Source organism: Sulfurimonas sp. (assembly GCF_050296975.1).
Taxonomy (GTDB): Bacteria; Campylobacterota; Campylobacteria; order Campylobacterales; family Sulfurimonadaceae; genus Sulfurimonas.
On sequence record NZ_JBNKRX010000023.1, the window covers coordinates 132,085 to 147,252 of the forward strand.

Below are 15,168 nucleotides of genomic sequence, written 5' to 3' on the forward strand. Positions count from 1 at the left end.
AATAGTGAAAGCTAAAATAGAAACAGTAAAGACACTCCTTGATGCACTTCCGTTTATACGAGAGTTTAGAAAAGAGATTGTTGTTATAAAATATGGTGGATCAGCACAAACATCACCTGCATTAAAAGAGAAGTTTGCAGAAGATATTTTACTTATGTATCTTGTGGGTATTAAGCCAGTTATCATTCATGGTGGTGGGAAAAAGATTACAGATATGCTTGATGCTTTACACATTGATACAGAGTTTATCGATGGACAACGTGTTACAACGCCAGAAGTGATGCGTATTGTTGAGATGATTTTAAGTGGTGAAATTAACAAAGAGATAGTTTCACTTTTAAACTCTCATGGTGCAAAAGCGATAGGTATCAGTGGAAAAGATGCACATTTCATCAAAGCCCAGCCAAAAGATTTTGATAAATGGGGATATACGGGAAATATCACTGAAGTAAAAGCAGATGTTGTGCAAAATCTCATAGCTGAAGGATTTATCCCTGTTATTGCTCCAATAGCTGCTGGGGAAGATATGGGGCACTCTGGTTATAACATCAATGCAGACCTTTGTGCATCGTATGTTGCAAAAGCGATAGGTGCAAATAAGATCATATTTTTAACAGATACAGAGGGTGTACTTGATAAAGAGAAAAATCTAATTTCTAGCTTAACAAAACAAGATGTTGAAAATTTAAAAGCTGATGGTACGATACATGGTGGTATGGTTCCAAAAGTTGATGCTTGTTTAGAAGCAGTAGACGGTGGTGTACATAAAGCACATATTATTGATGGAAGATTAGAGCATTCTATGCTGCTTGAACTCTTTACTTCAGAGGGTGTTGGTACACAGATTATGAAAAATAAGGATGAGATATAATGAAGTATGAAGCTTTATTTGAAGATGAAAACAACATCTTTGGTGGGACTCCAAAATCTAAATTTATGGATGTAGTTTTTACTGCAAACAATGATGTAGTGCAATTTGAGCTAGAAACGTTTATTGAAAAAGTAGCAGCGATGGAGTTGATGTTAGAGAAATTTGTTGATAGTGATATTGATGCTGCAATAAGACAATTTCAATTTGAAAATTCTATGGAGTGTGAATCAAAAGCAAAGTCACTTTTCATTGAGTTAACAGGTTCAATCGTTTCTAAAAGCGAATAGAACTTTGAGAGGTATTTTACAAATCTTTATCACACTAATCTTACTTTTTAGTGTCTCTTTTGCTGATGAATATAAGGAAGTTCGAAAAATTTCTTTAAAAAAGGATGAGCAAAAGAAAATTCTTGTAAAATATGAAAACAAAGAAAAACTCTTTACATTTAGATGGACACTTTACGTAAATGATGGCTTGGTGATCTTGCGATCGTATGATAAGCAGGTTGCACAGAATGTTTTACAACTCAATTATAAAAACCAAAGCTTTCGATTTGATGTAAAACCACGAGGTGCAAGTAATTTTAACGTACCGTACATACTAGTTAAATTTAAAGAGTTTGATTCTAAGAAAAATGAAGCGAAATTTGAACTTTATAATTTTAGTAACAAAGTTCAAGTGACTTTAGAAGAATTAAAAAAAAGATAAAAACGAGAATAAATGCATAGAGTAGAAGAACAAATAGCAAGACTGATTCAAGAGATAGATTATGATGAGGTGAGTCGTTTATTTAACACACTTAGTGGTGGGAAACGTCTTCGTGCAAAATTGGTCTTAAAAATTGCAAAAGATCATGAAGATGCTCCACTACTTGCAGCGATAGTTGAGCTTATCCATGCGGCATCACTTTTGCACGATGATGTGATTGATGAAGCGATGACAAGACGTGGAGTAGCATCTGTAAATGCAACAGATGGAAGTAAAACTGCTGTAATGCTTGGAGATATTCTTTACTCAAAAGCATTTACAGAACTTGTAGTTTTTGATAAATTGGTTGCACAAACTATTGCTGCATCTGTAACAGCACTCTCTAAGGGTGAGATGATGGATGTGAAAATGGCAGAGTCGTTTAACTCTGATGAAAATATCTATCTTAATATGCTTTATCTAAAAACTGCAACGCTGATCGAAGCTGCTGCAAAAGCAAGTGCAATCTTAGCTGGAAAAAATGCAGCTACCCATGCACTGTATGGAAAAAATCTTGGACTTTCTTTTCAAATTATAGATGATATTTTAGATATAACATCTGATGCAGCTACACTTGGAAAACCTGCCATGAATGACTTTGTAGAGGGAAAATGTACACTCCCATATATCTATCTATATCACGCTTTAGATGAGCAAGATAAACATCGTCTTGTGTCACTTCATACAAAAGAGCTTTCAGAAGAAAACACTACATGGATCAAGGAGAAGATGACCCACTATAAAACAATAGAAAAGTCTTTTGAACTTGCACAAAAGCTTTCAAATGAAGCACAAATCGCGATGAAAGATGATGTTGAACTTGTAGCAATTTTAGAAACTATGATAAAGAGAAGTTATTAATTATGCATTACCTAATAGTTAGCCTTTCACATAAAAATAGTGATGTTGGATTACGCGAGAAATTTACATATACAGATGAACAAAAAGAGACTTGTTTACAAAATCTTTTAAAGTGCGATGTAATTAGTGAGGCGATGATACTAGCAACATGTAATAGAGTTGAGTTGTATGGATGTTGTAGCGATATAGATAGTGCGTTAGAACATATGCTGTATCTTTTAACTTCAAAATCAGGGCTTACGAAAGAGTTTATAAGGCAAACAGCAGAGATCGTAGATGATTCTAGTGCAATTCATCATCTTTTTGCAGTAGCAGCTTCAATCGACTCTATGGTTGTAGGTGAAACTCAAATAGCTGGACAGTTAAAAGATGCTTTTAAATTTGCTCGTACAAAAGGGTTCAGTGCTCAAAAAATGACAAGGGCAGTTGATCATGCTTTTAAAACTGCTGCACAGGTTAGAAACTTTACAGAGATCTCTTCAAAACCTGTTTCGGTTGCATCGGTAGCCATTGCACAAGTAAAAGAGCAAGTTAGTGATCTTACATCAAAAAAAGCACTTGTAGTTGGTGTTGGTGAGATGAGTGAGATATGTGCAAAACACCTTGTTTCGTATGGTGTAGAAACATATATTACAAATAGAAGTAAAAATAAAGCAGAATATTTAGCAGGCTTATGTGGTACACAAGTATATGAGTTTAACGATCTGAACAAAGCAGTCAATGAGTTTGATATCATCTTTACCGCTACAAGTGCATCAGAACCAATCATTACAAATGCTATGATCGCAGATGTAGAGCATGAGCGTTTTTGGTTTGACTTGGCTATTCCTCGTGATATTGAAGTTTGTTGTAAAAATAATGTACATATTTTTACAATTGATGACATAAAAAATATGGTAACTACAAATCGTGCCCAAAGAGAACAAGATGTCCGTAAAGCTCATGGAATAGTAGGGCGAAATGTTGTTGCATTTTATGAGTGGTTAGATACTTTAAATGTAGAGCCAATGATCAAAGAGATCTATCTTAAAGCACAAAGTGCTGTTGAAGAAGAGATGGCTAGAGCACTTAAAAAAGGGTTTATTCCAAAAGAGTGTGAAGTTGAAGCTAAAAAGATGGCAAATCAAGCTATTAAAAGATTTTTACACGATATGACAAAAAGTATGCGTGAGGTTTCAACTGAAGCAAAAAGTGATTCTATGACAGGTGCTATGCAGTATATGTTAAATAGTAAAAATGACAATATTCCAGATAAATATAAACATCTAATGAAAAAGGACTAATCTTTGAAAAGATCTCAAGCGTTTATACCAACATCTAAAGAAGTGCCAAACGAGGCGACACTTCCTAGCCATATATTTTTATCTCGTGCAGGTTTTATCTCTCAAGTTGCAGCAGGTTTATATAACTATATGCCTCTTGCTAAAAAAGTGATTAAAAAAATTGAGAATGTGATTAATGAAGAGATGGAGGCAATTTCAGCCCAAGAGGTTGAACTTAGCTTTGTAACTCCAGCTGATCTTTGGGCCCAGAGTGGACGTATTGAGAAGTTCGGAAAAGAACTTTTACGTTTTCGTGATCGTAAAGAGAACCTTTTTGTTTTAGGTCCAACACACGAAGAGATGATGGTTGATTTAGTACGTAACCGTGTGACATCATATAAAAATCTTCCAATCAATCTTTATCAGATAAAAACAAAGTTCCGTGATGAAGCGAGACCAAGATTTGGACTTATGCGTGGTCGTGAATTTATTATGAAAGATGGATACAGTTTCCATAACTCTTATGAAGATCTTGATCGTGAGTTTGATGCTGTTGAAGCGGCATACAAAAAGATTCTTACTCGTTTAGGGCTTGACTTTAGAGTGGTTGAAGCTGATAGTGGTGCAATTGGTGGAAGTGGATCAAAAGAGTTGATGGTTTTAGCGGATAGTGGAGAAGATACGATCGCGGTGTGTTCAAAATGTGAATACGGTGCGAACATTGAAGCTGCAAAAAGAAGTAAACATTCACATATCCCTGAGGCTCCCGAAGCTCAGTTCAATAAATTTTTAACACTGGATACAAAAACGATCGAAGATTTAGCAGAGTTTTTTAAAGTTGATCCATACTATACGATCAAGTGTGTGGCAAAACGTGTTATTTATGAAGAGGGCTCTGAGATCGTACTTTTCTTTGTACGTGGATGCGACAACCTGCAAGAGGTTAAAGCTGTTAATGCTACGGATGCTCTTGACATCGTAGATGTTACGGAAGAGGAGTTACAAGAGATAGGTCTTGTACCAGGCTTTATAGGACCACTCGATCAAGATAAAGCAAAACATGTGATCGATGTTGATCTAAAGGGTGCTACAAATATGATCTGTGGTGCAAATGAAAAAGATTACCATTTTGTTGGTGTTGATCTTGGTGTAATATCAGAAGTAGCTTATTTTGCAGAGATCGCAGAGGTAAATGAGGGGGATACTTGCCCATATTGTGATGGTGAACTCTCTTTTACTAAAGGGATCGAAGTTGGGCATATCTTTAAACTTGGAACTACTTACTCAGCACCATTAAAAGCAGAATTTTTAGATGAAAATGGAAAAGCTCAGCCATTTATCATGGGGACATATGGAATGGGAGTTTCACGTTTAGTTGCAGCCGTAGTTGAGCAACATCACGATGAAAATGGATGTATCTGGACAAAAGAGACAGCACCGTATATGGTAAATATTATGATCTCAAATATTAAAGATGATGCACAAGTAGCCCTAGGTGAAGAGTTATATGCAAAACTTCAAGAGAAAAAAGTAGAGGTAATTTTAGACGATCGTAAAGATAGATTTGGTTTTAAGATGAAAGATGCTGAACTTATAGGATTCCCTTACACAGTTATTATCGGTAAAGAGCTTGAAAATGGCAATGTGCAAATATATGACAGAGCGACAACTGCAAAAACTGAGGTAAAAGCGGATGAAATTTATCAAAAGATCATGGAACTAATCTAATGATCTATTTTTTAGTTTATCTCTTTTTAGAAGTTATTGTTTCTGTAAATATATCTTCTGCTATTGGTGGACTTGCAACATTTTTAGAGATACTCGTAAGTGCATTTTTAGGGATAGTTATCCTTATGAATTTTAGAGAAACACTTGTGCAAAATATGAAAGCAGTTTCTTATAACTGTATAGATCTTCAAGAGTTTCAAAGATTGAACCTTTTTACTCTTTTTGGGGCAATTTTTCTTATAATCCCAGGTTTTTTAACAGATATTTTAGGAGTATTATTACAATTTAGTGCAATAACGAGTATGATTGTTAACCGTTATAATGTAAAATCCAATCAATGTAACACTTCAGTGTTTCAAAATGAAGAAAACTTAAAAAAGGATGATAATGTTATCGATGTTGAGATTATTGAGCGCGACACTTCTGTTAAGTAGTGTACTTAGTGCTGCTACAGTAAATGAGAATATAGAAGAATTTTTAACAGACAAATTTGAAGAAAATGATAAAATAGAGTCAGTAAGTGTAAAAATAAAAGAGAGTGTAGATTTAAAAGATCTAAAGGGTTGGAAAGGTTATATAGTAGAAGTTCAAGCATACTTAAAAAATAATCCAAAAAAACAGGTTCAACAAAGAATGATCTGGTTTTCAGATGGAAAGATCATCACGAAAGAACTGATGAATATGGATAGTGGTCGAAGTTTGGTAGATGCTGTAAAACCAAAGTTTCAAAATAAATTTTATGCAAAAGAAAATCTAATTTATGGAAATGAAAAATCAAGACATAAAGTTGTGATTTTTTCTGATCCATTATGTCCATTTTGTAAAGGTTATGTCCCTGGTGCACTTAAAGATATGAAAAAAGATCCTGCAAAATATGCTGTGTATTATTATCATATGCCACTAGAGAGAATCCATCCTGCTTCAGTAGAGATTGTAAAAATGGCAGCAGCTGCACAACTTCAAGGTGTAAAAGATGTAATGCTAAAAATGTATGATATTAAAGTAAATCCAAGAGAAAAAGACGTTAAAAAAATACTTGCAGCATTTAATCAAGCTATTGGAACAAAACTCATAGAGAAAGATATCAACGATATAAAAGTTTTAAGAGAAGTAAATCATGATTTTGATGCGGCAAATGAGTTAATGGTCGCTGGTACACCAACTGTATATCTTGATGGAAAATTAGATGAGAAAAAGTTAGGATATAAAACGGTTAAATAATGGAAAAATTAGTTATAGCAACAAGAGTCTCTGATCTAGCTCTTTGGCAAGCATATCATATCAAAGAAAGAGTAGAAATAGCATACCCAGAGATTGAAGTAGAGTTAAATAAGATCGTAAGTAATGGCGATAAAGTACTTGATAAACCACTTGCACTTATCGGTGGGAAAGGACACTTTACAAAAGAGCTTGAAGATCAAATGTTAGCGGGTAATGCACATATGGCAGTTCACAGTTTAAAAGATGTTCCGACTTACATCCCAGAGGGGCTTGAACTCACTGCTGTAACTGAACGTCAGGATCAAAGTGATGTTTTTTTATCTCATAGATATAGCTCTTTAGATGAACTCCCTCTTGGTGCTGTTGTTGGGACTACGAGTTTGCGTCGTCGTATGCAACTACTCGCTAAAAGACCAGATTTAAAAGTAAAAGATTTAAGAGGAAATGTAAATACTCGCCTTAGAAAACTAGCAGAGGGTCAATACGATGCTATTATTTTGGCTTTTATAGGTTTAAATAGACTTGATCTTTTAAAAGATATCCCACATGTTGAAAAACTATCTCTTGATATGATGATCCCGCCAATGGGACAAGCTGCTTTAGGAATTGAGATTGTAAGTGGAAATGAAAAAGTACGTGAAATTGCTGAATTTTTAAAAGACGTGAACACTTTCACTTGTACACAGATTGAAAGGGATTTTATCTCTAAAATTGGAGCTGGATGTTCAGCTCCTGTTGCTTGTAATGCCGTGATCGATGGAGATAATGTAGTATTCCGTACAATGATCGGTTTTAGTGACGGTACAAATATTATGCAAGAGAAGATGACAAAAAAAATATTGCAGAGTGAAAAAATGGGCTTGGAGATGGCAGAACTCATGATAAATAATGGGGCATTGGAATTACTTAAAAAGGCTGAAGAAGTAGCTTTTAAAGATGAGATGCCACAAAGACTTTAAACAATGGGTTTTGATGCAAAGATAACAAATGAATCTTGGAGAGAGGTTTTGAGCGATGAACTTACAAAACCTTATCTCAAAGAGTTAAAAAAAACACTTATCCAAGAGAAACAACACTACACAATTTACCCGCAAGAGGAAAATATCTTTAACGCATACAATACTACTGATTTTGAAAATGTAAAAGTAGTGATTTTAGGACAAGACCCTTATCATGGACCAAACCAAGCGCATGGATTAGCTTTTTCAGTACTTAATGGTGTACAGCATCCACCCTCACTCGTGAACATTTTTAAAGAGCTCAGTGATGATATTGGGTGTACATATCCAAAAACTAGTGAGCTTACTTTTTGGGCAAAACAGGGGGTGTTTTTACTCAATGCAGTGTTAAGTGTTCGTGCTGCAAATGCAGCTTCACATCAAGGGCTTGGTTGGGAGCAATTTACAGATGCAACTATTCAAGCTATAAGTGAAAATAAAGAGCATGTTGTTTTTATATTGTGGGGACGACCAGCTCAAATGAAAGAGAAGTTGATTGACTCAAGAAAACACTTGATTTTAAAAGCACCTCACCCATCACCACTCTCATCATACAGAGGATTTTTTGGTTCAAAACCTTTTTCTAAAACAAATGCTTACCTGATAGCGAATAACAAAACGCCAATTAATTGGTGTTTGTCGTAAATTCAGCTACTACAGCTAAATGATCTGAATACCCTTTAGCTTTGTGTTTGCGAATTTTACCTTTACTCATCTGCCATCTGTAGATATATTTTCCTTTGTAAAGATAAGGTTTTACAAATGAAGTTATAGAGTTTTGTTTATAATCAAGCCCTTTTTCATCAAGTAAAGAGGCTGAGATAAGGATATTATCAAGTGCTTCTTTTTTTCCTCTGTAGATATAACTGTAACGTTTTTCCTCTTGTGTATCGTACCAGAGATTATAAAATTCATTTTCTTTTGTATGAGTGGTATTTGAAGCATTTTGTTGGTAGTTTATAGTACCTAGGATATGGTTGATACCAGTGATGCCATCTGTATCATTGAGTTTTCTTTTTCGTTTAAATGTTTTATACTCTTCATAGTGGGAATTAAAATCTCCCAAGGCAATGATATTTTTATTTTTCCCTAGCTCTTGAACTCTTTTTTTAAGTGCTTTTGCATACGCTATACGCATACTCTCAGGACCTGCTTTTGATTTCCAATGATTAACAAAGAGATATAAATTTTCATTGTTGATTTTGAATTTAACTTCTAAAATATCTCTAAAAGCATAAGAATACCCTACAACTAAATCTTTTGCATAAACAAAAGGGATTTTTGAGAGTAAGGCTACTTTGATAACAGTATCTTTGGCATCTGCAATTTTGATATATTGATAATACAAACCATCACGTTTAAGTTGAAATTGTAAATCTTTTAGTGCTTGTAAGGATTCAATTTCTTGGAGGGCTATAATATCTGCATCTATATCTTTAATGACACGAGAGAGATTTTTTAGTTTTGCTTTATAAGCTTTATCATTCCAGCCAGAGTTTGTATAGGGGATATACTCTTTATACTCATAACCGTTTTTTTTAAGATCAAAGAGATTTTCAACATTGTATGTAGATATCTTCAAAGTTTCACCTCCAAAAAGAGTTATACAAAAAAGTAAAAAGAGTACGAAAAATTTCACACATTTATACCATTTAGGCGAAGTAGTTGTGTAGTATCTGCATCTCTACCCATCAGTTCTTTAAAAAGTTCTTGCATCGATTTTGCTCCACCACCATGTAAAATAATATCACGATATTTTAAAGCAGTTTTTGAGTCAAAAACACCTTCATCAACGACTGCATAAAAAGCGTCGGCACTGAGTACTTCTGCCCATTTATAACTATAATATCCTGCTGCATACCCACCAGCAAAAATATGACTAAATCCATTTTGAAATTTATTGTATGTGGGTGCTTTTATAAGTGCTGTTTTTTTTCTGATAGAATCGAGAAGGTTTTGTACCTCTTCTCTTTGGAAAAGTTTTGTATGGAGTTCAAAATCAAAGAGTGAGAACTCTAGTTGGCGTAACATCCCTATAGCAGAAAGAAAGTTTTTAGCACGAACTAATTTATCAATCATCGCATCACTGAGTACTTCACCTGTTTCATGGTGTTTTGCAAACATTTTAAGTACATGTGGTTCATAGGCAAAGTTTTCTAAAAATTGTGAAGGAAATTCAACTGCATCCCACTCTACACCATTAACACCACTTACCTCATTTTCATTGACATTTGAGAGTAGATGGTGGATACCATGTCCCATCTCATGAAAAAGTGTCACTACATCATCATGGCGTAAGAGTGATGGATTTGTATCACTTGAAGGTGGGAAGTTACAGACTATAAATGCAGAGGCTAGATGTTCTTCACCATTTTCATCTTGGCAATGTGCACCAAAATTATTCATCCAAGCACCACCGCGTTTAGAATCTCTTGCCTCTAAATCAAAATAGATTTTTGCTTTGAGTTTATCATTTTCATAGATATGATAAGCATAAGCTTTTTCGTGCCATAGTTTCTCTTCATGAGGTACAAATTTGATTGAGAAAAGTTTTTGTAAAAACTGCATCATTCCATTTACAACACTTTTTTGCTCAAAATAGGGACGGTACTGCTCTTCATCAATCTCGTATTGTGCTTTTTTGAGAATTTCACTATAGTAAGCTGTATCAAAACTCTCTAGTTGGTGTGGTGCACTTTTTTGTAGTTGTTTTAACTCTTCATGAGCTTGATGTTGTGAGTTATCTAAAAGAGATTCCAAAAATTCTATCACTTTATCAGTTGAGGGAGCCATTTTAGTAGCGAGTGAATACTCGGCATAGTTTTTAAAACCTAAAAGTTCACTCATCTCTTGACGAAGCGCTAGTAGTTCATCTATAATAGCCGCGTTCTGTGGTGCACGAGAGACATACGCTTCATACAGTTTTTGTCTAATCTCTCTATTTTTTCCATATGTCATATAAGCAATGTAAGAGGGCATTTGCAAAGTGAATTTGTATTTTGTTTTCCCATCTTCTTCAAACTTTGCACTTTCTTTATCACTTGCAGGAAGACCATCAACATCTGCTTCATCTTCAATAATGTATGAGTAGGCATTGGTTGCATCAAGAACATTTTGAGAAAAATTGTTTGAGAGTTCACTTTTGCGAATATTTATCTCTTGAAGACGTGCTTTTGTTTTTTCATCAAGATGAGCACCACTGAGTTCAAAATGTTGGATATTTAGCTCTAGTACTCTTTTTTGTTCATAATTTAATTGAGTATTTTCATTTGTCGCAATCTCTTTATAGGCTTTATAAATCTCAATATTTTGAGAGATTTTTGTAGAATATTCTGTGATAATTGGAAGTGCTTGTGTATAAACCTTTTGCGTTTTTTCAGAGTTATTTACACTATTAAGATGAGAAAGTGGTGTAAAAAAATGATCTAAATCTTCCTCCATCATCTGTAATGGTTTTAGAAAGTTTTTGTAAGTTTTATCCTTTAAGTGTAAAAGAGATTCAATTTTTTCATTATTGTTTGTTAGTTGTGCTTTTAAATCTTTTATAAAGTTGTCAAGATCACATGAAAAAGTTAAAAATTTTGACATATCGTACCTTTGTGCCCTTTGATTTTTTAGCGTATTATAGCCAATTCTAAACTAGAAATCTAAATCCATTTTCAAATTAAAAAAAATTATGTTACAATAGTTAAAAACTATAAAAAGAGTTAGTTAGTATGGAAAATTTTAGTATTAATGGTTATTTGGTATATGGAAGTATTGGTCTGATTGTAGTTTTGTTTTATTATATCGTACGTTTACAAACGAAAATCTCTGCCGCTAATGAGAATGAAGAGAAGTTGTTTAGAGAAACGTATTTTGATCCAATCACTAAATTGCCAAACAAAAAAAATATAAAATATATTTTTGATGAGCAAATCAGTAGAACAATAAGACATAATCAATCTTTTACTGTTTTAGCAATTAAAATAAATAATTACGGAAAAATTAAAGAAAAATCTATTGAGTTAGCACATAAATTTATCTATGAAGCGAGTAATGTCATTATTAGGTTAACTCGTGATGAAGATTTGGTCTCCTGTGTAGATGAAGATGTTTTTATTATCTTATTTAATGAGTATCTTGAAGGGGATAAATATCAACTTATTTTACAAAGACTCAAAGATGGTTTTGAACAACAGTTAAAAGGGATAGATATAGAGTGTGAAGTCTCTATGGGAGTTAGCCAGTATCCTACTGATGGAACAGATGCTGATATTTTGATAGAAAAAGCAATTTTACAAGCACTATCAAAGCAATTTTAAAGAGAGTTTTAACTATAATACGCAGATTTTATATATGAAGGTATTGCATGGCTTATAAACGTGTTTTGGTGAAGTTTTCTGGTGAAGCTCTTGCTGGTGAAGCTGGTCATGGTATAGATACCCAGATTCTTAATTTTATATCTCAAGAGATCAAGTCTCTTGTAGATGTTGGTATAGAAGTAGGGATCGTAATTGGTGGCGGAAACATTATTCGTGGTGTGACTGCTGCACAAGATGGTATTATTAAGCGTACTAGTGGTGATTATATGGGTATGCTTGCTACTGTTATTAATGGCGTAGCTATGCAAGAAGCGTGTGAACATGCTGGATTACAAGTACGTATGCAAACTGCGATTAAAATGGAGCAGATTGCTGAACCTTATATCAATCGTAGAGCGTGTAGACACCTTGAAAAAGGGCGTGTAGTTATTTTTGCTGCTGGAACTGGAAACCCATTTTTCACAACTGATACTGCCGCAACACTGAGAGCTGTTGAGATTGGCGCAGAAGTGATTGTAAAAGCTACAAAAGTTGATGGAGTTTATGATAAAGATCCAGTAAAATATAGCGATGCAGTAAAACTTGATGAGATTGGTTACGATCAAGCATTACAAGATCATATCAAAGTGATGGATGATACCTCGATAGCACTTGCGAAAGATAATAAATTGCCAATTATCGTGTGTGATATGTTTAAAGAGGGGAACCTTTTAGATATTTTAAAAGATGGCAATATGCAAAATTGCTCTATAGTTAAATAATAAGGAAAAAAATAGATGAAAATTGAAGAATTAACAGCGAAAGTTTTAAATGAAAATCCAAGTATGGATCGTTATAAATTAGCTATTGCAGTTGCAAAAAGATCAGAAGAGTTAGATAATGGAGCTACAAGTAAATTAAGTGTAAATAGTTCAAGTATCAAATCAACTGATTTAGCTCTTATGGAAATTGCTGAAGGCCTTATTAGTATTGAAGGCTTTAACGATTCTAAACATTAAAAAGTTTAATTTTGTCATTAAGTTCAGTTGATATTGAGAAGGTAAAACATCTTCACGATATTGACTCGGCTACCGCGTATCTTTTCTCACATATAATTCCAACAGATAAACTTAAACTTGCTCTTGCTTTTGCAACAGAGGCTCATAAAACACAGTTACGCAAGAGTGGAGAGCCGTATATTATCCATCCTATTTTAGTTGCAGCTATTGTATCTTCTATCACAAATGATGAAGCGATGGCAATTGCAGCACTTTTACACGATGTTGTAGAAGATACTGAAATAACTATAGAGGATGTTGAAACTGAGTATGGAAAAGATGTCGCTCATTTAGTTTCAGGGCTTACAAAAATTGACTCGATTCGTGATAGTGAACTTATCCCTTCATCTTCAAATGAAAAGTTAATAGTTTCTGCACTTTCATTTAGAAAGATGCTACTAGCAAGTATCGAAGATGTACGTGTGCTTGTTGTAAAACTGTGTGATAGACTGCACAATATGCTTACATTAGATGCCCTACCACCCCATAAACAAAAACGTATATCTGAAGAAACACTAGTTGTTTATTCACCCATAGCACACCGTTTGGGTATTAGCTTTTTAAAAAATATGTTAGAGGATTTGAGTTTTTCATATCTCTTTCCTCAAGAGAGACATTTTATAGATAATTATCTTGACACAAACTATCATGCTATTGAGATGCGTTTGAATGATTTTAAACAACACATCTCAAATATCTTAATTCATAATGGTTTTTGTGAAGATGATTTTGAGATACTTTCACGTATCAAACATAAATATTCTATCTATCTAAAAATGCAAAGAAAAGGTGTGAGTATTGATGAAGTACTTGATCTTTTAGCAATTCGGATATTAGTAAAAGATCCAATTAAATGTTACGATGCTTTAGGTTTGGTACATCTTAATTTTAGACCTTTAGCATCTCGTTTTAAAGATTATATCGCGGTTGCAAAAGATAATGGATATCAAACGATTCATACAACAGTATTTTATAATACTGCTATTTTTGAAGTGCAGATTAGAACATATGATATGCACAGAACTGCAGAACTTGGAGTAGCAGCACATTGGAAGTATAAATCAGGTGGAAATAATATCAAGCTAGATTGGCTTGATAATCTTCAATACCAAAATGAATCAGCAGAAGACTTTTATGAGCTGATAAAAACAGACCTATATGCAGAGGATATTTCAGTGTTTTCTCCAACAGGAGATGCTTTTACATTGCCACGAGGAGCTGTATTATTAGACTTTGCCTATGCTGTGCATACAGATATAGGAAATCGTGCAGTTGCAGGACTTATCAATAAAAGTAAAACCTCACTTTTAACAGAGCTAAATAATGGAGATATCGTTAGAGTAATTACAGGTGATGAGATAGAGACCAGATGTTCTTGGATCGATGCAGTTAAAACCTCTAAAGCCCAAACAAACATAAAAACAAACTGTAATAGTAGAATCCGTGATATAAACTCAAAAGCAGCTATAAATATCATAGCAACTATTATGAATCTAAATCACGCAAGAGTTGATGAATGGTTGCGGGTGCATAATTGTGAAAACCTTTCACATATCCCGACAGATATCGAGCATTTAAAAAATGTAGTGCATAAATATATCAGTGATATCGCACAAAATAATCGTTTTAAAAACTTTATCAATCGTCATAGATTTAAACTCAAAAAGTTTGAAATTAGTAGTATGGAACTCTATTCAAATGCAAGTGTAGGCGATGTTGTTTTTGATTATTGCTGCCATCCTAAATATGGGGATGAAGTGATAGCATTTTTGGAAAAATCAAAAGCACATGTACATCATAAACTATGTCAAAATGCTGCAAAAAAACTAGAACAAAATGAAAATATGGTTTTTGTAAAATGGGCAAAAGAGAAAATATTTAGATACAAGCTTATAGCATCACTTACAAATGAGAAAGGTGCTTTGGCTGATTTCTTGGCATTTTTGGCGAAACAAAATATCGATTTAGCATCAATTGAGCTAGGAAAAGACAATCTTGACTATATCCATTATTGTGATATCGTTTTTCAATCCGAGGAAGCTGATATTAATACACTTCGTGCTAAAATTGAGTCCAAAATTAAAGTCGTAGAATTAGTTAGAAGTGATGATGCTTATAGAAACTAATAAAAGAAAGAGA

The 15,168-nt window shown here is 33.8% G+C and carries 16 protein-coding genes; 14 read left to right on the forward strand and 2 right to left on the reverse strand.

Annotated elements, in window-relative coordinates; translation table 11 throughout:
• Positions 1-4: 4 nt before the first annotated feature.
• From argB to ACQY56_RS06920, 10 genes are read left to right on the forward strand one after another with little or no spacing between them, the layout of a single operon-like run.
• Positions 5-871, forward strand: a complete 867-nt coding sequence (gene argB / locus ACQY56_RS06875; protein ID WP_428737183.1) for an acetylglutamate kinase — start codon at positions 5-7, stop codon at positions 869-871.
• Positions 871-1,158 carry a DUF2018 family protein gene (locus ACQY56_RS06880; RefSeq protein WP_428737184.1) on the forward strand — a complete coding sequence of 96 codons (288 nt, stop codon included), beginning with the start codon at positions 871-873 and terminating at the stop codon, positions 1,156-1,158. The genes argB and ACQY56_RS06880 overlap by 1 nt, the downstream gene beginning before the upstream one ends.
• Positions 1,159-1,162: 4 nt before the next feature.
• Complete coding sequence (locus tag ACQY56_RS06885) at positions 1,163-1,579, forward strand: hypothetical protein (RefSeq protein WP_428737185.1); 417 nt, start codon at positions 1,163-1,165, stop codon at positions 1,577-1,579.
• 12 nt (positions 1,580-1,591) lie between these two features.
• On the forward strand, positions 1,592-2,479 hold the full coding sequence (locus ACQY56_RS06890; protein WP_428737186.1) for a polyprenyl synthetase family protein: 888 nt from the start codon (positions 1,592-1,594) through the stop codon (positions 2,477-2,479).
• Between the two features lie 2 nt (positions 2,480-2,481).
• The gene (gene hemA / locus ACQY56_RS06895; RefSeq protein WP_428737187.1) at positions 2,482-3,762 is read left to right on the forward strand and encodes a glutamyl-tRNA reductase; all 1,281 of its coding nucleotides are present in this window, start codon (positions 2,482-2,484) and stop codon (positions 3,760-3,762) included.
• A 3-nt stretch (positions 3,763-3,765) separates the two neighbouring features.
• Positions 3,766-5,469: a proline--tRNA ligase gene (locus ACQY56_RS06900; protein WP_428737188.1), complete on the forward strand. Its 1,704-nt coding sequence runs from the start codon at positions 3,766-3,768 to the stop codon at positions 5,467-5,469.
• On the forward strand, positions 5,469-5,903 hold the full coding sequence (locus ACQY56_RS06905; RefSeq protein WP_428737189.1) for an FxsA family protein: 435 nt from the start codon (positions 5,469-5,471) through the stop codon (positions 5,901-5,903). The genes ACQY56_RS06900 and ACQY56_RS06905 overlap by 1 nt, the downstream gene beginning before the upstream one ends.
• Positions 5,866-6,690, forward strand: a complete 825-nt coding sequence (locus ACQY56_RS06910; protein ID WP_428737190.1) for a DsbA family protein — start codon at positions 5,866-5,868, stop codon at positions 6,688-6,690. The genes ACQY56_RS06905 and ACQY56_RS06910 overlap by 38 nt, the downstream gene beginning before the upstream one ends.
• On the forward strand, positions 6,690-7,649 hold the full coding sequence (gene hemC, locus ACQY56_RS06915) for a hydroxymethylbilane synthase (RefSeq protein ID WP_428737191.1): 960 nt from the start codon (positions 6,690-6,692) through the stop codon (positions 7,647-7,649). The genes ACQY56_RS06910 and hemC overlap by 1 nt, the downstream gene beginning before the upstream one ends.
• Positions 7,650-7,652: 3 nt before the next feature.
• Positions 7,653-8,333 carry a uracil-DNA glycosylase gene (locus tag ACQY56_RS06920; RefSeq protein WP_428737192.1) on the forward strand — a complete coding sequence of 227 codons (681 nt, stop codon included), beginning with the start codon at positions 7,653-7,655 and terminating at the stop codon, positions 8,331-8,333.
• Here ACQY56_RS06920 and ACQY56_RS06925 read toward each other — a convergent pair.
• Both ACQY56_RS06925 and ACQY56_RS06930 read right to left on the reverse strand, forming a co-directional pair.
• On the reverse strand, positions 8,314-9,270 hold the full coding sequence (locus ACQY56_RS06925) for an endonuclease/exonuclease/phosphatase family protein (protein WP_428737193.1): 957 nt from the start codon (positions 9,268-9,270) through the stop codon (positions 8,314-8,316). The two genes, ACQY56_RS06920 and ACQY56_RS06925, sit on opposite strands and share 20 nt — an antisense overlap.
• Positions 9,271-9,323: 53 nt before the next feature.
• A complete protein-coding gene (locus tag ACQY56_RS06930) occupies positions 9,324-11,276 on the reverse strand; it encodes a M3 family metallopeptidase (protein ID WP_428737194.1) in 1,953 nt (650 codons plus the stop codon).
• Positions 11,277-11,404: 128 nt separating this feature from the next.
• Between ACQY56_RS06930 and ACQY56_RS06935 the strand changes: the two genes are divergently transcribed.
• Genes ACQY56_RS06935 through ACQY56_RS06950 form a run of 4 tightly spaced genes read left to right on the forward strand, consistent with a single transcriptional unit; the run spans position 11,405 to position 15,155 of the window.
• Positions 11,405-11,992, forward strand: a complete 588-nt coding sequence (locus tag ACQY56_RS06935; protein ID WP_428737195.1) for a GGDEF domain-containing protein — start codon at positions 11,405-11,407, stop codon at positions 11,990-11,992.
• A 47-nt stretch (positions 11,993-12,039) separates the two neighbouring features.
• Positions 12,040-12,753 (forward strand): UMP kinase, encoded by a 714-nt coding sequence (gene pyrH, locus ACQY56_RS06940; RefSeq protein ID WP_428737196.1) that lies wholly within the window; start codon positions 12,040-12,042, stop codon positions 12,751-12,753.
• A 15-nt stretch (positions 12,754-12,768) separates the two neighbouring features.
• Positions 12,769-12,990 (forward strand): DNA-directed RNA polymerase subunit omega, encoded by a 222-nt coding sequence (gene rpoZ / locus ACQY56_RS06945; RefSeq protein ID WP_428737197.1) that lies wholly within the window; start codon positions 12,769-12,771, stop codon positions 12,988-12,990.
• 11 nt (positions 12,991-13,001) lie between these two features.
• Positions 13,002-15,155 carry a RelA/SpoT family protein gene (locus ACQY56_RS06950; RefSeq protein WP_428737198.1) on the forward strand — a complete coding sequence of 718 codons (2,154 nt, stop codon included), beginning with the start codon at positions 13,002-13,004 and terminating at the stop codon, positions 15,153-15,155.
• Positions 15,156-15,168 lie beyond the last annotated feature (13 nt).